16 protein-coding genes are annotated in these 17053 nt (G+C 55.6%); 14 read left to right on the plus strand and 2 right to left on the minus strand.

The features are described from left to right. Positions 1-29: 29 nt before the first annotated feature. The 8 genes from DELCS14_RS29760 (at position 30) to DELCS14_RS08760 (ending at position 6630) form a co-directional block, all read left to right on the plus strand. Positions 30-548, plus strand: coding sequence for an aromatic-ring-hydroxylating dioxygenase subunit beta (locus tag DELCS14_RS29760; RefSeq protein ID WP_013801306.1), 519 nt, complete (start codon positions 30-32; stop codon positions 546-548). A gap of 158 nt (positions 549-706) precedes the next feature. After that, the gene (locus tag DELCS14_RS08730; RefSeq protein ID WP_013801307.1) at positions 707-1297 is read left to right on the plus strand and encodes a 2-hydroxychromene-2-carboxylate isomerase; all 591 of its coding nucleotides are present in this window, start codon (positions 707-709) and stop codon (positions 1295-1297) included. 137 nt (positions 1298-1434) lie between these two features. Then, positions 1435-2397 (plus strand): IS5 family transposase, encoded by a 963-nt coding sequence (locus DELCS14_RS08735; protein WP_013801308.1) that lies wholly within the window; start codon positions 1435-1437, stop codon positions 2395-2397. A 288-nt stretch (positions 2398-2685) separates the two neighbouring features. After that, a complete protein-coding gene (locus DELCS14_RS08740) occupies positions 2686-3381 on the plus strand; it encodes a TetR/AcrR family transcriptional regulator (RefSeq protein ID WP_013801309.1) in 696 nt (231 codons plus the stop codon). 78 nt (positions 3382-3459) lie between these two features. Beyond that, positions 3460-4074, plus strand: coding sequence for a glutathione transferase GstA (gstA, locus tag DELCS14_RS08745; RefSeq protein ID WP_013801310.1), 615 nt, complete (start codon positions 3460-3462; stop codon positions 4072-4074). A gap of 77 nt (positions 4075-4151) precedes the next feature. Beyond that, positions 4152-5114, plus strand: coding sequence for a dihydrodipicolinate synthase family protein (locus DELCS14_RS08750; protein WP_013801311.1), 963 nt, complete (start codon positions 4152-4154; stop codon positions 5112-5114). Positions 5115-5159: 45 nt separating this feature from the next. Continuing rightward, positions 5160-6203, plus strand: coding sequence for a cupin domain-containing protein (locus DELCS14_RS08755; RefSeq protein WP_013801312.1), 1044 nt, complete (start codon positions 5160-5162; stop codon positions 6201-6203). A gap of 4 nt (positions 6204-6207) precedes the next feature. Next, positions 6208-6630, plus strand: coding sequence for an aldehyde dehydrogenase family protein (locus tag DELCS14_RS08760; protein ID WP_043795853.1), 423 nt, complete (start codon positions 6208-6210; stop codon positions 6628-6630). 15 nt (positions 6631-6645) lie between these two features. Here the strand turns inward: DELCS14_RS08760 and DELCS14_RS08765 are convergent, their stop codons facing one another. Continuing rightward, positions 6646-8088 carry an IS5 family transposase gene (locus DELCS14_RS08765; protein ID WP_013801313.1) on the minus strand — a complete coding sequence of 481 codons (1443 nt, stop codon included), beginning with the start codon at positions 8086-8088 and terminating at the stop codon, positions 6646-6648. Between DELCS14_RS08765 and DELCS14_RS08770 the strand changes: the two genes are divergently transcribed. Next, a complete protein-coding gene (locus DELCS14_RS08770; protein ID WP_228676863.1) occupies positions 8032-9258 on the plus strand; it encodes an aldehyde dehydrogenase family protein in 1227 nt (408 codons plus the stop codon). The genes DELCS14_RS08765 and DELCS14_RS08770 overlap by 57 nt on opposite strands. An 88-nt stretch (positions 9259-9346) precedes the next feature. Here the strand turns inward: DELCS14_RS08770 and DELCS14_RS08775 are convergent, their stop codons facing one another. Beyond that, entirely contained in the window at positions 9347-9874 is a 528-nt protein-coding gene (locus DELCS14_RS08775; protein ID WP_157158245.1) for a MarR family transcriptional regulator, read from the minus strand. A gap of 284 nt (positions 9875-10158) precedes the next feature. On the opposite strand from DELCS14_RS08775, the gene DELCS14_RS08780 reads away from it, so the two are divergent. The 5 genes from DELCS14_RS08780 to DELCS14_RS29775 all read left to right on the plus strand — a co-directional run bounded on the left by DELCS14_RS08780 (position 10159) and on the right by DELCS14_RS29775 (position 17050). Beyond that, positions 10159-11067, plus strand: coding sequence for a VOC family protein (locus DELCS14_RS08780; protein ID WP_013801315.1), 909 nt, complete (start codon positions 10159-10161; stop codon positions 11065-11067). Positions 11068-11142: 75 nt separating this feature from the next. Further along, positions 11143-12678 (plus strand): aldehyde dehydrogenase family protein, encoded by a 1536-nt coding sequence (locus tag DELCS14_RS08785; RefSeq protein WP_013801316.1) that lies wholly within the window; start codon positions 11143-11145, stop codon positions 12676-12678. 102 nt (positions 12679-12780) lie between these two features. Continuing rightward, entirely contained in the window at positions 12781-14454 is a 1674-nt protein-coding gene (locus tag DELCS14_RS29765) for a DUF1302 family protein (protein ID WP_013801317.1), read from the plus strand. A 10-nt stretch (positions 14455-14464) separates the two neighbouring features. After that, a complete protein-coding gene (locus tag DELCS14_RS29770; protein ID WP_013801318.1) occupies positions 14465-15826 on the plus strand; it encodes a DUF1329 domain-containing protein in 1362 nt (453 codons plus the stop codon). Between the two features lie 135 nt (positions 15827-15961). Then, positions 15962-17050, plus strand: coding sequence for a YCF48-related protein (locus DELCS14_RS29775; RefSeq protein ID WP_083829070.1), 1089 nt, complete (start codon positions 15962-15964; stop codon positions 17048-17050). Positions 17051-17053: the final 3 nt, after the last annotated feature.

The raw sequence follows: 17053 nt of genomic DNA on the forward strand, positions 1-17053 counted from the left end.
CAGGCAAATCAGCAATCTAGGAGATGAAAATGAACGAACTCATACCAGTGCGTGGATCTGAAAGCGAAGAAGTCGTCAGCACGCTCTATCGAGAAGCTCGGCTGCTCGACCATGAAGAATATCGAGAGTGGATGAAAATGGTACATCCAGATATCCAATACCAAGCGTACTTCCAACAACTTCGGAACCGCAAGGACAAAAGATACAAGCTTCCTGACAAAGTTTATACGATTGATGAGCGCCATGATTTTTTGGATGCGCGCATCAGGCAATTTGAAACGGGCATGCAATGGTCCGTTGACCCACCGGAGCGGATTCGGAGGTTCTTGTCAAACATCGAGGTTTTCAAGGCCTCAAGTACTGGCAACTATCAGGTTTTCCTCAATGTCTTCGTTGTGCGTAACCGCCGTGTTCATGATGAAACCACCTATTCCTATGGTCGTGAGGAAGAATGGGTCAGAGGCGAAGCAGGATTGCAGTTACTCAAGAGAGTCGTGAGTCTCGATGAGCGGTTTCTTCTTGGTAAGAATGTGAACTTCTTCTTGTGATCAATTGAAGACACTGAAAGCATGAACAGCTTTTTAACTTCGTAAGAAAAGCGGACGGTCTACCGTCAACCTCCGCTGGTTCCTGGCTGACCTTCATTTACTCAAAATGCATTATGGCAGCTTGTGGCATGGCCGTTTTACTTCCAGGAAATCCTTCTGTGCTTTCCTTCTATTTTGACTTTGTGAGTCCGTTCTCCTATCTCGCCAGCATTCGGTTGCCTGAGATTGTGCAACGCTATGGCATTTCGGTTTCTTACAAGCCGATTGATATTGAATGTGCCAAGCGTGCGATTGGCAACGTGGGGCCGTCTAACCGGGATATGCCGGTCAAGCTCACCCACCTTTCCAGGGATCTGCAACGCTGGGCGCAACGATATGGCACACCGCTGAAGTTCCCTCCAAGCTTCGACTCCCGACGTTTGAATACAGGTTTCTTCTATGCTGCAGGGGAAGCTCGCGAGGCCGAGTATGTACGCCGCGCTTTTCACCTGACCTGGGGTATGGGGCAAGCGTTTAGCGGTGAACCGGTATTGCGATCGATTGCCTCAGAGATGGGTTGGAATGTCGATGACTTTATGCAGTTCACAGATTCCGTGGATGGCGCAAATGAATACAAGCAGTCGATCGACGAAGGGATTGCACGCAGCGTCTTCGGCGTCCCAATGGTGGTGATCGGAGACGAAATGTGGTGGGGAAATGACCGCCTCGATTTCGTCGACGAATACTTGCAATCGCGCGCCTCGAATTGAGATGCGTATCACACCCTCGATCCAACTGTGGCGAGAATCTGGCATTCTTTCTACAAGCGATAAGGATGGTCTGCGTAAATCGCCCGACGCTGTGCTCGCGCTTGCAAGGCGCGTAAGCGGCTGAGACGATCCATGTCATGAAGCAACAAAGCCTGGGCCTGTCCCATTCGACCAAACGCACACGGCGCCGGGAGTTTCTCGGCGATATGGAGCGGGTGGTGCCGTGGGTCGAACTGGTGGCGCTGGTCACGCCCTTCATGCCCGAAGGTCGCCGGGGCCGACCGCCGTTTCCGGTGGAGGCGATGCTTCGCATCCACTTCATGCAGCAATGGTTCAACTTGTCGGACCCGGCGATGGAAGACGCGCTGCACGATGTGCCTCTGTTCCGGGACTTCGCCGGGTTGGGTGGCTGGGATGACCGACTGCCCGACGAATCGACCATCCTGCGGTTCCGCCACGTGCTGGAGAAGCACAAGCTGGCGGAGCAGATTCTGAAGACGGTCAACGAGTTGCTGACCGCCAAGGGACTGATGCTCAAGAGCGGCACGGTGGTTGATGCCACGTTGATCGCGGCGCCCAGTTCGACGAAGAACAACAGCGGCGAACGCGACCCGGAGATGAAGCAGAGCAAAAAGGGCCAGCAGTGGTACTTCGGAATGAAGTGCCACATCGGCGTGGACGCTGAGTCGGGTCTGGTGCACACGGTGCGCGGTACGGCGGGCAGCGTCAACGACGTGGTCGAGGCCAACAGCCTGCTGCACGGACAAGAGACCGATGCGTGGGGCGATGCTGGTTACCAGGGGGCGCACAAACGCGACGATGCCGGCCCCGACGTGACTTGGCATGTGGCGATGAAGCCGGGCAAGCGCCGGGCGCTGGACAAGACCACGCTGCAGGGCGCGATCACCGAGCGCATCGAGAAGATCAAGGCCAGCATCCGGGCGAAGGTCGAGCATCCGTTCCGAGTGATCAAGCGCCAGTTCGGGCACGTGAAGGTGCGTTACCGGGGACTGGCGAAAAACACGGCGCAGTTGCACACGCAGTTTGCGTTGGCCAATCTGTGGCTGGCCAAGCGCCGGCTGATGGGAGCGATGGGATGAGTACGTCTGCAGTGCCACGACGTGGCGGTCACGCGGCCGAAATGGCGCGTTCTCGACGGCCCCGGTGCGATCAAACGACTCAATACCAACACCGCGAACGTCCGCACGGTTCGGACTGGGCCGCATAGCGCGCTCAATCAGCATTTCTGCAGACCATCCCTAACGATGCACCAAAATCTATTTCAGGCGATGGCGAGATCATGCGGTGCAATGCGTCAGCGGCAAAGTCGGCTACGACGAGGATTGATTTTTTTTTGCTATCAAGTCACATATGAATCACATCCAGTCATGACATCCTCCTGTTTAACGCTTTCCATCCCGATGAAAATGCGCAAGTCTCTCACTCGCAAGGCCTTAGTGGGAGCTGCTATACGGATGATTTCTGATGGCCGCATGGATAGCGCGACGATCGACGACATCGTCGGCGAAGCGGATGTTGCCAAGGGAAGTTTTTACAAGCATTTTCCGAATCGCGATGCACTCAAGGCGCATGCTCATGATGCCGTTCGGGCCGAATTGTTTGTGATCATCAATGCGATAAGCGCCGAGGTCGAGGATCCCGCAACATATCTCACGCTGGGTTTGCTGGCTGTGTTTCGTTTTGGGCTGGAAAACAAGATCACGGCACGGGTGCTGCTGCACATGCCTGCAGATGTTGTTAATCCGGCGCGGGCAGACAACGCGCCTATCTTGGCCATGTTTCACCGAGGGATTCAACAGGGCATTTTCAAGCTATCCAGCCTGGACGCCGGTCTGGTTTTGCTGATGGGTTTGACTGATCTTGGTCTTGCTCGTTTGCTGGAAGTGCAAAACGAATTCCTACATCTGCGCGAGGTGATGCAAGGCATCTGCATGGCATTGCTGCGTGGTTTGGGGGTGAACAATCGGCGTGCCGAACGAATCATCAAGGACGCGATGAAAAAGGTGATCGACTCGCAAGCTATCGTCGCAACCATTCAAAATCAGCACCGTAGCGCGCTCTAGAACCGATTGTCCCATGACCCAATTTTTCAAATCATCTGGTTTTAATAGCAGAGTTATAAATTCACATAGGAGACTCAAATGATTAAGAAACTCTACGGTGCCCCTGGCGCCTGCTCACTGGCCGCACACATCGCGTTGCATGAGGCTGGTTTGACTTTCAATTACGTCCCTGTCGACCTTCGAACCCGCCAGACCTCGGACGGCCGCAGCCTGGCTGACTTGAACAGCAAGGGATACGTGCCAGTGCTTGAGTTGGAGGACGGGCAGATTCTGACTGAAGTGCCGGTTGTTCTGCAGTACATTGCTGACCTCGCGCCGGAAAAAGGACTGGCACCACCAGCGGGCGTGCTGCCGCGCTATCGACTGCAGGAGTGGCTCTCTTTCATTAACAGCGAACTTCACAAGGCATTCGGTCCGTTGTTCATGCCGGAGGCCAGCGAAGAAGTCAAGGCACAAAGTCGTGCGAGAGTGCTACAGCGGCTGACTTGGGTCGATGCGCAACTTGCCGGGCGGACCTATCTTGTTGGCGAGCAGTTCACGGTTGCTGATGTCTATCTGTTCGTCGTTGCTGGCTGGACGAAGTTCACCGGCATCGATGTTCAGGAACTGACGCGGCTGGGTTCTTACCTTGGGCGCATTGCACAACGGCCAGCCGTTGAAGCAGCCATGCGTGCAGAAGGGCTGGTCAAGTAGCGCAAATTGCCTTGCACTTTGGATGCAACCCACGCATGAAGCATTTTATAACTCAACTAACTCAACTACAGAACCCGATGAAAATTACCCCCGCTGATTTCCGCGGTGTCTTCGGCATCATGCCGACGCCCGCTACCGAGGATGCCAGTAAGTGGCAAACGCAGCAATCCGTGAACCTCTCGGAAACCGAAAAGATGGTTCGGTTTTTGAACACGGCCAAGATTGACATCTTGGCGACAACCGGTACGTTCGGTGAAGGTGCCACGCTGACTTGGCCTGAAACGCAGCTCTTTGTAGACTGTGTCGTACAAACCAACAAACGTTCGCGTCCCTTGTTTGCCGGTGTGACGACCCTGAATACGCGCGACACGATTGAGCGTGCTCGTGTGTTGGTGGACATCGGTGTCGATGGCCTGTTCGTTGGACGCCCGATGTGGTTGGCTATGGATGACAAGTCTATCGTCCGCTATTACCAGGACATTGCTGCTGCGCTACCTGGCGTACCGATGGTGGCCTACGACAACCCGGTGGCGTTCAAAGGCAAGATTTCCACCGAGGCCTACCTGGAACTGGCAAAGATCCCAGAGGTGGTTGCTTCCAAGCACACCGGTGGGCCTGCACTGGCCAAAGACATGCGTGCTGTGGGTGAGAAGATGCGGATATTGCCCTTGGCTACTGCGTGGCTGGCTGCAGCCCAAGAATTGCCAGAACTTGCCCTCGCTGCTTGGTCTGGCAGCGTGGCCTGCGCACCTACTGTGAACATGGCGCTGTCGCAAGCCATACTGGCAGGTGACTGGCAGCGCGCCAAGGAGCTTTCAGAAAAGTGCAACTGGGCGGAGTCGGCCATGTTTGTGGGCGGAGATTTGGCGGCCTTTATGGACTACAGCATCCAGATCGCTCATTTGCGTTTTGCAGCAGCCGGCCTTGTAAATCCGGGTCCTCCGCGACCGCCTTACCTTGAGTTGCCGGACAACTACCGCGACGGTGCCATCGAGTGCGGTCGCAGATGGAAGCAGCTTGAGAGCGAATTCTCGGCCTGATCTCAACCCCCTATCTCTTTCAATCCAACAGAAAGGTTTATGACCATGAGTGACCATTCGAAACCAGTGACAGAAGACGTCGTTCCGCCGGAACTCCGTCAGTCCTACAAAGACAACAGTATTGTTCCCCTTTGGGAGAGTGTTCCGGCGACAAGCTTTGGAAAGCAGATTGAGGAGGCGCAGATCTGGCGCTGGTCTACCATGTTACCGATCATCCAAGAGACCGCCAAGATGCGCGCCACACACGTACTGGATCGACGCGTGTTGCTGATGACGAATCCGAAGCGACTCCATGTTTGGGATGAGGCAGGCACAGGCCCGCTCATGTTCGACTTTCAGTGTGTGATGCCTGGTGAGCGGGCTGGTGCCCATCGTCATCCGATGAACGCCTTGCGCTTTGTCGTGCAATGCACCGGGGGCGTCAAGTCCATCGTGGATGGCAAGGACTGCGTAATGGAGCCCGGTGATCTCATTCTTACACCTGGTTGGTGCTGGCATGAACATGTCAACGAAGGAAAGGATCCCATCATCTGGCTTGATGTTTTGGATGTGATGCTGCATCACTTTCTGGGCACCACGGGCTTCCAGCCTGGCCCTGCACGCGATGTGCGACCCCAGTTGGCGGACTCGGCATTCACGGCAGCAGGCATCGTGCCTAAGCTCGATGGCAGCGACCATGCAAGCCGTAGCTATTCACCCATCTTCCGCTATCCGTGGGTAGATGCGGTGCGTGCGCTCGTTGCCTCACCTGCGGCACCAGATGGTTCCCGGGAGGTGCGCTACGGCAACCCGCTAACTGGCGGTCCCTCCATGGACCTGATCGACAGCACCTTGCTTCAGTTGGAATCCGGGAAATCGACGCGCAAGTACAAGAGCTCCGCAGCGGCAATGTGCTTCGTCGTCGAAGGCCATGGGGTCAGCCAAATCGGTGAAAAAACTATCGAGTGGTCGCCTCATGATGTCTTCACGATGCCGGCCAACCTGTGGGCCAGCCATCAGGCCAAGGGCGGCACAGCACGCATTTTCCAGGTTTCAACCCGCGAGATTTACCGTCGCCTGGGCCTTTTCACAGAAGCGTTTGGGGAGTGAACCGATGCACACTGAACACGCCTACGCGTTGCCGGAGTGCCGCAATCTGTTCTACGGCGGACGCTTTCATGTGCCGCAAGGAGGCTACGGTCGAACTCTGAACCCCGCGACCCAGGAGGATCTGGGGCCCGTCTCCAACGCCAACGCAGCAGATGTGGATGCCGCTGTACAGGCGGCTCATTTGGCATTTCAGTCATGGCGCCATACGAAGCCAGCGGTTCGTGCTGCGGCGCTGCGGGAGTTCGGTAACAGGCTGCGGACCCACGCTGAGGAGCTGGGTTTTCTGGATGCCATCAACTGCGGCAACCCCGTGCGCGAGATGGCAGCGGACGTGCATTTTGCCGCAACGCAGGTCGACTACTTCGCGGGCTTGGTTCATGAAGCCAAAGGCGACACCCTTCCAATGGGGGATGGCGTGCTTAATTAGTCGGCCCTGCGAAATTCAAACCCCATCCCCACCGGCATGGGATGAGAAATGCGGAGCGGGCCCGGTCGGCACGAGCAGCATCGAAGCCAGCCATCGCATGAAAACGACAGCCGCAAAAAAGCCGTTGCGGGCGATAGCCCGCAGCAGCCATCTGATGTTGAAGCCGGCCGCGCAGAGCACCGCGTGGAGCGCATCGCCCTCACTGCCCTTGAGCCAGCAGCGGTCCATCCGGTGATCCTGCTTGACATGGCCGATGGACGGCTCGATCGCCTGACGTCGCTTGAGCCACCGGCGCTGTTGCTTGCTCAACGACTTGTACTTGCCCCGGTGGACAACCTCCACGGGCTTGAGCTCTGCGTCCACGCCCCTGAACCCCAGATCGACCACAGCGGTGGTGGGCTTGGTGCCGATGTCTTCAAGCAGCGTGTTGGTCTGTTCGATCTGCTGGGCCAGCGTGTGCCCGTCGAACGGGTTACCCGGGAAGCTGCGTGCGCCCACCACCAAGCCGCTCTTCTCGGTGATGGCCAGGCTGACCTTCACGCCGAACTCGTAGGGCCTGCGGGCCTTGCCCTTGCCGATGCACTCGACTTCCGGGGCATGCAGGGCATACAGCTTGTTCTTGTCCTTGGGTTTCTGGGTGCGGATGCGTTCAGCACGCTCAAGCCAGACGGTGAGCTTGTCCTGGGCCTCCTGCGTCAGCGCGGTCATCTTGCGGCGCACCTCTCGCAGCAGAATGCCCAGCACGGTGCGCTGGCGTTTGAGCACCCGGCGCAGTCGCTTGTACTGCTTGGCGTGGGCATAGCCGCCCGCCCTGCGGCGCAGCGTGCGGCCTTCGCGCTCGTGGGTCTGCTTGAGCTTGATGCCTGCTCGCTTGGCCAGGCGGGCGATCTTGTCCCGGGCCACCTCCAGCAGTCGGCTGTCGGTGGGATGCGCGATGGCCTTCTCCTGCACCGTCGTATCCACGATCACCGTGGCGAACTCGGCCGGCTTCACGGCGTTCATCGCCACCGCAGCCTCGATCGTGGTCTTGAGCAGTTGCTCTACGCCGGCCTCGCCCAGCACGCGTCGGAAGCGCCCGATCTGCGTGGCGTCGCATGGCAGACGCGGCTCGAAGAACTCATTGCCGCTGAAGAACTGGAAGTACACGTCCTGCGCCCAGCGCTCGACCACGGACTCGTCGCTCTCGTTGTAGGCGTGCTTGAGGTACAGCAGCGCCACCATCAGGCGGATCGGCAGCCGCGGTCGCCCGGCTGGACTGACCACCCCGGCCAGCTCGACCGTCTGGCCAAACAGGTCGCCATCGCTGACGCGTCGGCCACGTCCGGCCTTGTGTTCAAACAGCGGCGCCAGCGCGGCCTCGATCGACGCCCACGGCATGCGCTTGCTCAGCACGGCCAGCGGGTGGCGCAGGTCGATCATCGTCTCCAGGCGCGCTCGAAAGAAGTCGTCGGTGGCCATCGGCAGTCTCGTCAAAACTCCCAGGAACTGGCATCCATTGGATATCGTTCCGGGAGTTCTGAACATCGGCATTCACCCCGCCAGCCCAGTGTTCATGCGGGTCTCAGAGGTTTTGCAGGGCCGACTAATTACTCGGTGCGCGAGCCCTACGGTGTGGTCGCGCGTATCGTGGCTTACAACCATCCGCTCATGTTTCTCGCGGCCAAGTTGGCACCGGCCGTCGCGGCAGGTAACACCGTCATCCTGAAGGCTGCGACGCAAGCCCCCTTGTCCGCTTACCGCCTGGCTACATTGTTGCAGGATGTCTTTCCTCCCGGCGTAGTCAATGTGCTTAGTGGCGACACACCGTGCGGACAAGCGCTCGTCGACCATCCTTTGGTCAAGAAGGTGTCGTTGATTGGCTCCACCGCCACGGGCAAATCAATTTTGCGCTCATCAGCCGAGAAGGTGATGCCCGTAAGCCTGGAGCTGGGTGGAAAAAATCCTCTGATCATCTGTCCAGAGGCGGACATGGACAAAGCCATTGAGGGTGCGGTCAAAGGGATGAACTTCACTTGGGCGGGGCAGAGTTGCGGCTCGACATCTCGCTGCTTCGTTCATCGATCAGTATACGACCGAGTCATTAAAGTGATGGTGCAGAAAATTTCACAACTTTATCGTTGTGGACTGCCAACGGATCCCGCGACCACGATGGGCTGCCTGGTGTCCAAGGCGCAGTACGAAAAGGTCATGTCCTTCATTGATTCCGCTCATAAAGAGGGCGCTCGTCTTGTGTGCGGTGGCGTTCGTCCGAGCGACAAAGCGTTGGACAACGGCTGGTTTGTAACGGCTACCGTGTTTGCTGATGTCACCCCTGCCATGCGTTTGTTCCGCGAAGAGGTGTTCGGCCCGGTCTTGGCTATGATTGTATGGGACGAAGAGGAAGATCTGCTGCGCATGGTCAATGGGCTGGATTTCGGCTTGACCGCTTCAATATGGACAAAGGATCTGGCCCGCGCCCATCGCCTGGCATCTCGCGTTGAGTCCGGCTATGTATGGATCAATCACGTCAGTGCCCACTTTATCGGGGCAGACTTTGGTGGCTACAAGCAATCAGGTCTTGGGCGTGAGGAGGGTGTATCTGAATTGCTTGCATGGACCCAGACCAAGAATGTTCATGTGGTGTTGTGAAGCGACAACTAGCTTGACATTCACCGCGTGTCAGGCTTTGCGCTTTCTGATCGATGAGGCTATTTGTTGCGCTTCTATGCGAGGTCCTCTACCGTCGACGGCAGTCCGTTTGGTTTCCGTGGGCCTGCCTTTCTTCCTCCCGAAGATGGAGCCTGGTCGGAGATTCTTTGACTGCAGATTGCAACTCAAACTGCGCGATTGCATCGGCGGCGGCGCTGCGCACTGTGCCCAACATAGTCTTCAGCAATATCTCCTGCGCTTGCGTGAGTCCGCCCAGCAGGATCGAGTTGGCCTCGCCTGCGGCACGCAACAGAGGCGTTTTCAACTTGAGTGCTTTATCGGTGAGGTAGATGCGCAGCTTGCGTCGGTCAAGCGTATCCCTTTGGAAGTGGACAAGGCCCTCTTTCTCCATAGAACGAAGCATTTCAAGCGTCGAAGGCTGCGTTGTGCCAAGTCGGTTCGCCAGTTCTCTCTGTGTCACGCCGTCCGCCTCAAAGAGTGCACGCAGCACGTACCAGCTACCACCACGAATACCGAGTTGGGCAATGCCAGGGTAGAGCAGCCGCTTGACGTGGCGAGCCGTGTCAGAGATAAGAAAACCGAGGCTGCTGTCCAAGTTCTTTGGAAAAACTCGTTCTGCGGAGGGGGTGGCAACTTTGAGGGGGACGCGTTTATTTGTCACTTGAGGGGCGTGCTGGTGAAATAAGAAGCAGGATCATATGACGATTCTCTACTCTCTAATCTTTAGGGAAAATACCTATAGGAACCTAACTAATTTTGGGTTCTAATAACAAACATCATAAATGGCTATTCCGTCACGCACGTCCGGGCAATTTGCCGTAAATAATGGAGCTGTACGGTGCTGGGGGTATAGCTTGAATCTTTGTAAAGGTGCTTTTAATGGCAAACGTAACTGAACTGGGGTACTTGGGGATTTCTGTGAGCGATGCTGCTGCATGGAAGAACTACGCGACCGAGGTGATGGGTATGCAACTGGTCGACGAAGGTGAGGCTGATCGTTTCTATCTGCGCATGGACCTCTGGCATCACCGCATTGTGGTGCATACCGGTGGTGACGATGACCTTGCCTATGTCGGCTGGCGAGTAGCGGGTGCTCAAGAACTGGAGCAGATGGCTGCCAAATTGACGGCTGCAGGTATTGAGGTTCGTCGCGGCACCGAGGCAGAAGCTGCAGAGCGCCGTGTTCTGGGTCTGCTGAAGTTGCAGGATCCTGCTGGCAATTCGCACGAAATTTTTTACTCGCCACTGGTGGATGGGCACAAGCCATTCCACCCAGGACGTCCGATGTTTGGGGGCTTCAAAACGGGTGATCAGGGTGTTGGTCACATCATCCTGCGATCCGTAGACCCGGAGGCGACGATGCGCTTCTTTGCGGTGCTTGGGGTTACTGGAAGCTCTGACTACCTTTTGAAGTTGACAGATGGCACCCCGGTTCGGATTCCTTTCTTGAAATGCAATAACCGTGAGCATTCCGTGGCCTTGATGTTCGGTCCGATGCCCAAGCGTGCGAATCACCTGATGGTTGAATACCAGGACATGCGGGACTTGGGGCAGACGTTGGACAAGGTGCATAAGCATGGTATCGACATTGCTGTGCAATTGGGCGTGCATAGCAATGACGGAGCGCTGAGTTTCTATGCGGCCAATCCGTCTGGTTGGTTGTGGGAGCCCGGTTGGAGTGGGGTATGCGCACCGGCTCAGCAGGAGCACTTTCGCTGTGACGTTTTTGGGCATGACCTCGATAAAGCGCAATACGTCGGTGGCGTTAATTTTCGCAGCGAAAATTGACACGAATTTACTCACTTCCAGCGGGAGTGAGTTTCAGGGAATAAGGTCATTAAGGATCGAAGTAAGGAGATTGCTATGGGTGAAGAAATGAAGACTGAATCGAAAAAACCGGATTCTGCTCGCAGTGAGCTTGCTATGAAGTACTTCCAGGCGGAGTATGGCCATTTCATCAATGGTGAATGGGTCGGTGGATCCAGCAGCGAAAAAATCGCGATGATTAACCCTGCCAATCTGGAGGTGCTGTCCTATATCCAGTCAGGCAACGCTGAGGATGTAAACCGTGCCGTGGAGGCCGCCACACAGGCTTTCCCGAAATGGTCTCGCAGCACACCCAGTGAGCGTCAGGCTGCGCTCTATGAAATGGCGCGTCGCCTGCGCGCACGGGCCAATGATTACGCCGCGATGTTGTCGCTCGACAATGGCAAGCCTATCATGGAGGCGCTGCATATCGATATCCCAGCCACGATTGGGCAGTTTGAGTTGTTTGCTGGTGCTGCATTTGGTTTGCATGGGCAGACCATAGACGCGACACAAGGTGTGGCGATTATTCACCGCGAGCCGCTTGGTGTCGTGGCACAGATCATTCCCTGGAACGTGCCCCTTGTCATGATGGCGACAAAGATTGCGCCTGCTCTCGCTGCGGGCAATACCATTGTGCTGAAGCCGGCCGAGTCGGTCTGTTTGGCGGTCATGGAGTTCATCCGTGAGATGGCTGACCTGCTGCCGCCAGGCGTGCTGAACGTCATTACCGGCTACGGGCCAAATGTCGGTGAAGCGCTTGTGACCCACCCGAATGTCCGCAAGGTAGCGTTCACCGGCTCACGCCCGACCGCGCAAAAACTGATGCAATATGCCTCCGTCAATGTGATTCCTCAAACGCTGGAGTTGGGTGGAAAATCGGCCAACATTATTTGCGCGGACGCTGACATGGATGCAGCGGCAGAGTCCGCAGCCATGAGCATCGTGGTGAACAAGGGCGAAATTTGCTTTGCCGCGACACGCCACTTCGTCCATGAGTCAGTGATGGATGCATTTGTGGAGAAGGTTCAAAACATTCTTCGCAAGATTCGTGTTGGCGACCCTATGATCCCTTCGACGCAAATGGGGCCTCAGGCCTCCAGGATGCAGTTCGACAAGGTTCTTGGTTACCTCGATATCGGGCGCAATGAGGGTGCGACAACGGCGATGGGGGGTAAGCGCGCAACGGTGAGCGGATTTGAGCAAGGCTACTTTATTGAGCCGACCTTGTTTACTGATGTGCGCAACAAAATGCGCATCGCTCAAGAGGAGATTTTTGGGCCGGTCGGTGTGGTCATTCCATGGAAAGACGAGGCTCAAGTCATACGCGAGGCTAACGACACTGAATTTGGTTTGGCGGCTGGTCTCTGGACCAAAAACATCACGCAAGCCCATCGCATGGCGCGCGAGATCGAAGCGGGGACCGTGTGGGTCAACCGCTACTTCAACATGATCCCCAATGTACCGTTCGGTGGCTACAAGCAAAGTGGTTTCGGTCGCGAATTTTCACTCGACGTTCTGAGCCACTACACCCAACTCAAGAGTGTGATCGTTTCCCTGCAAGAAGGACCCATTGGGCTCTTTGACCATTAAAACCTTGGTCATTTTCATTTAGTAGGAAAAAGAATCGCTGCGTTACCGCTGTTTACAAGCAATGTGGCGATCATTCATAACCAAAGAAAAAGAGACAGCAAGATGAAGTTCCTAAAATCACGGCGAAAGTACTTGATGCCGTCGGCCCACATTCGTGGCATTGCCGCATTGTGTGGTGGACTCTCCATCGGAGCGACACCTGCCTTGGCTGTTGTGCTTGACACAGGAAATCCTGACTTGAATGTCCGCTGGGACAATACCATCAAGTACAGCGCTGCGCGGCGTCTTGACGAGCCATCATCTGTTCTGATCTCGAATCCAAACAACGACGACGGCGACCGAAATTTTGGCAAAGGACTCATTTCCAGTCGCTTTGACTTGCTGTCGGAATTGGACTTCATCTATAAGAAGAACATGGGTTTTCGCATCAGTGCGGCTGCTTGGAACGATTCTGTTTATGGCCGTTCCAACGCCAACCCGGGTTTTCCCGGTGGCGCGTTCCCGAACCAGACCTCGGTTCCCTACAACCAATTCACTGCCGGCACGCGAGATGTTCATGGCAGTGGCAGTGAGGTACTGGATGCTTTCGTCTTTGGTAAATTTGACCTGGTCGAGCGGAGCGCCTCGGTTCGTGCCGGTCGGCACTCGGTGCTTTGGGGCGAAAGCCTGTTTTTTGGTGCCAATGCCATTGCCGGTGCCCAAATGCCGGTGGATGTGGTCAAGCTTGTTTCCGTACCCGGTACGCCTTTTAAGGAAGCGATTCGTCCCGTCCCTATGGTTTCGGGGCAAGTACAGATCACCCCAGATGTCTCGGTTGGGGCCTACATACAGGTAGCTTCATCCAGAAGTCGTCTGCCCGCTGCAGGTAGCTATTTCTCCAACACGGATTACGCTGTCGATGGCGCTGAAAACATCTTTTTTGGGCCTGGTGCACCCAGCCCACGATTTTCCGATATGAAGGCCAAGGATTCTGGACAGGGGGGGGTGCAGCTGAAGGTGAACGGTGGTGATATCGACTATGGTTTCTATCTGATTCAGTTTCACAACAAATTGCCACAAGTCGTGCCGAAGCTTGGAATGACTCCGGTCGGGCCGGCTCCGGTGGGCCATTACATCGCGTATCAAGAAAAAATTAAGGCTTTTGGTGCCAGTGCCAGCAAGACCTTTGGCGATTACAACGTTGCAGCTGAGCTGTCTTTTCGCGATAACCAAGACTTGGCGAGTACGCAGGGTTTCGACACGAGCGCGCTCGCGCCGGTCGCAAACAATAACTCAAGCAATCCAGCCTATGCAGTCGGCCGCACGGCCCACTTGAATATCTCGGTGTTAGGCTCCGTGCCGCGTACTCCTCTCTGGGGAGAAGCTACGATTGCTGGCGAAATTGCTTGGAACCGTGTGCTGAAAATCACCAAAAACGCGACCGCCGCGGATCCAAATGCAACACGCGATGGTGTCGCGATGCGAGTCGTCTTTGAGCCGAAGTACCGGCAAGTCCTGCCAGGATTGGATCTAGGTGTGCCTATCGGCATCGGCTACGCGCCAAAAGGCTCCCGGCCAATGGCAATGACACCCAACGCCTGGATCCCTGAAGGGGGAGGGGATATCAGCATAGGACTAAATGGGACTTACCTGGATTCTTGGAACTTCGGTTTGAACTACACCCACTATTACGGTACAGCCCGCACGTTTAACACGGGAGCTAACCAGGCGTTCGGCTGGGGTCAAACCCTTCGGGATCGAGATTTCATCTCATTCAACGTTCGTTACTCATTCTGATTGGAAAAAAATGAAATTTATGATCAAACCCATTTCCACGATCATTGCTTACGCTTTTTTGGCTGGAGCAGCTTTTGCTGCGGTGTCAGCCGATGAAGCCGCTGAGCTGAAATCCACTTTGACACCCATGGGTGCTGAAAAAGCTGGCAATAAAGACGGTTCGATTCCCGCATGGACCGGTGGCTACACCACACCGACGCCCGGCTACAAAAAAGGTGGTCGCCGTCCAGACCCTTTCGCTTCCGACAAGCCTTTGTACAGTATCACTGCAAAGAATATGGCGCAATATGCAGACAAATTGACGGATGGCACAAAGGCGATGCTGCAGAAATACCCGGACACTTTCAGGGTTGATGTATATCCTTCAAAGCGCACTTATGTCGCGCCGCAATGGTTTTATGACAAGACGTTTGAAAACGCCACAAAGGTAAAGCTGTCGGGTTTCGATAATCCCTATGCTGTGGGGGCCTTGGGTGGCATTCCGTTCCCCATTCCGAAGAATGGTGCTGAGGTGATGGTGAACCATCAGCTTTCCTATAAGCTCGAACAAGTTTACGAAACGGCGAAGAACTTCACTGTGAACAGCAGCGGTCAAGCCGTCATGCTTTCACATTATGAAAATTATTTTACTTTCCCTTACAACACCAAGGGTGTAGGTGTTGAGGATGGTCAGTGGTGGTACAAAGTCCGTTCGACCAATATCGGTCCGGCCATCCGAGCCGGTGAAGCGGTCATGCAGCACTTCAATGTCAATGAAGATAAAACACTGGGGTGGATTTACCTCACAGGGCAACGTCGCGTGCGCAAGCTGCCGAACGTCTGCTGTGATACGCCGCTCTCGTTTTCAGCTGGTATCCTCACTTTTGATGAGCTAACCGTGTTTGAAGGCGACATGAGCCGCTTTGACTGGAAACTGGTCGGCAAGAAAGAAATACTGGTGCCTTACAACAGCAACCGCACAATGGTGCCAAGCAAGACTGCGGATGTGATCACGGGAGCCCACCTCAACCCTGATCATGTGCGTTGGGAATTGCATAGGGTTTGGGTTGTAGACGCCACATTGAAGCCAGGTAAGCGTCATGTGTCACCTAAAAGTCGTTACTACATTGATGAAGACAGTTGGTATGCCTTGCTTGGAGATCGCTGGGATGCGCAAGGAAAATTGGCGCGCACAACGTATCTCTTGCCCATTGTGGCGCCGGATGTACCCGCTTTCATACGCAGCAGTTTCGGTCTCTATGATCTGATAGGTGGCAACTCTTACTTGGGTAGCCTGTACAACGATGAGTCGGTGCAGATTCGCGTTGAGACGAAACCATTCCCCGCATCAACCTACTCGCCAGATTCGATGGCTGGTGAAGGTATTCGGTAAAGCTAAAAAGCTTAAGGGCGACGTGTTACATCTGGTGGATCGACCTTCGGTTAGTCGCTCCACTGTTGGCAACGGTGAGCCCGTGAGTCTGATGGAATCCGGATTTGTTTGAGCTGTTTATGTGGGGGAATTCTGTTGAAAAAATATAAGAAAGAGCGCTTTGACATCGGGCGACGCCGCGCCCTGTGCTTTGTAGCTACTGTGCCGCTGGTCAGCATGGAGGCGGTCTGGGCTAACCCCGTGCTTAATGCCTTGCGTCGTCCTGCGTTTGTAGCGCCGCAGGTGAGGGGGGGCGTCTTGCTTGATGTTGCCAAGTCTGGAAAACGCATTGTCGCGGTCGGGGAGCGCGGTGTCGTTTTGTTCTCGGATGATGTTGGTGCCACATGGCAGCAGGCGAGTGTGCCAGTCAGTGTCACGCTGACCGCCGTCAACTTTGTAGACGATAAGTTTGGTTGGGTCACAGGTCACGCAGGTGTTGTGCTCGCAACCTCAGACGGCGGCGGAACCTGGCGGCTTCAGTTGGAAGGAAAAAGAGCCGCGGATCTATGGCGTGCAGAAGTGTCGGCCGGATCAAAGAACGACGATGACAGCGACAAGCGTTTGCAGGAGGCTCACCGCTTGGTGTCGGACGGCCCTGATAAGCCTTTCCTGGACATGCACTTTTTCGATCGAAAGCGAGGCTTTGTGATTGGGGCCTATGGGCTTATTTTTGCAACCGCAGACGGTGGTGAAACCTGGTCGCCCTGGATGGATCGCTTGGACAATCCGAAGGCCCTGCACCTTAACGCGCTTGCGGTGCAGGGACAGCGCATTCTGATAGTCGGCGAGCAAGGGTTGCTGTTGCAATCCGTCGATGGAGGAAAAACCTTCGTCCGACTGAGCTCCCCTTATCCGGGCAGCTGGTTCGCCGTGGCTGCGTTGCCCGACGGCAAGTGGTTGCTGGCTGGTCTGAAGGGCAATATCTATACGTATAGCCCTGCCGGTTTCAGCCAGTGCGAGGTGCCCACTCCTGTCACGATTGGCTGTCTCTCGCTGATGCATGACGGTAGTGTGCTCGCCCTTGACCAGGCCGGGCAGGCATTGATCAGTCGTGATTCAGGGGGAAAATGGACGTCTGTTTCATGGCCACCAGGCCCACCGTTGACTGCCGTTGTCGAACTTGATGGCAGTCGTCTGCTTGCCAGCAGCTTGCGTGGTGTTCGTGAACTTCCTTTTCCTAAGTGACCC

Source organism: Delftia sp. Cs1-4 (assembly GCF_000214395.1).
Taxonomy (GTDB): domain Bacteria; phylum Pseudomonadota; class Gammaproteobacteria; order Burkholderiales; family Burkholderiaceae_C; genus Comamonas; species Comamonas acidovorans.

Coding starts and splice junctions, on each gene's coding strand:
- DELCS14_RS08760 (WP_043795853.1), top strand. CDS start 6,208: ATGCACACTGAACACGCCTACGCGTTGCCGGAGTGCCGCAATCTGTTC.
- DELCS14_RS08765 (WP_013801313.1), bottom strand. CDS start 8,088: ATGGCCACCGACGACTTCTTTCGAGCGCGCCTGGAGACGATGATCGAC.
- DELCS14_RS08780 (WP_013801315.1), top strand. CDS start 10,159: ATGGCAAACGTAACTGAACTGGGGTACTTGGGGATTTCTGTGAGCGAT.
- DELCS14_RS29770 (WP_013801318.1), top strand. CDS start 14,465: ATGAAATTTATGATCAAACCCATTTCCACGATCATTGCTTACGCTTTT.
- DELCS14_RS08740 (WP_013801309.1), top strand. CDS start 2,686: ATGACATCCTCCTGTTTAACGCTTTCCATCCCGATGAAAATGCGCAAG.
- DELCS14_RS29765 (WP_013801317.1), top strand. CDS start 12,781: ATGAAGTTCCTAAAATCACGGCGAAAGTACTTGATGCCGTCGGCCCAC.
- gstA (WP_013801310.1), top strand. CDS start 3,460: ATGATTAAGAAACTCTACGGTGCCCCTGGCGCCTGCTCACTGGCCGCA.
- DELCS14_RS08735 (WP_013801308.1), top strand. CDS start 1,435: ATGAAGCAACAAAGCCTGGGCCTGTCCCATTCGACCAAACGCACACGG.
- DELCS14_RS29760 (WP_013801306.1), top strand. CDS start 30: ATGAACGAACTCATACCAGTGCGTGGATCTGAAAGCGAAGAAGTCGTC.
- DELCS14_RS08750 (WP_013801311.1), top strand. CDS start 4,152: ATGAAAATTACCCCCGCTGATTTCCGCGGTGTCTTCGGCATCATGCCG.
- DELCS14_RS08755 (WP_013801312.1), top strand. CDS start 5,160: ATGAGTGACCATTCGAAACCAGTGACAGAAGACGTCGTTCCGCCGGAA.
- DELCS14_RS08785 (WP_013801316.1), top strand. CDS start 11,143: ATGGGTGAAGAAATGAAGACTGAATCGAAAAAACCGGATTCTGCTCGC.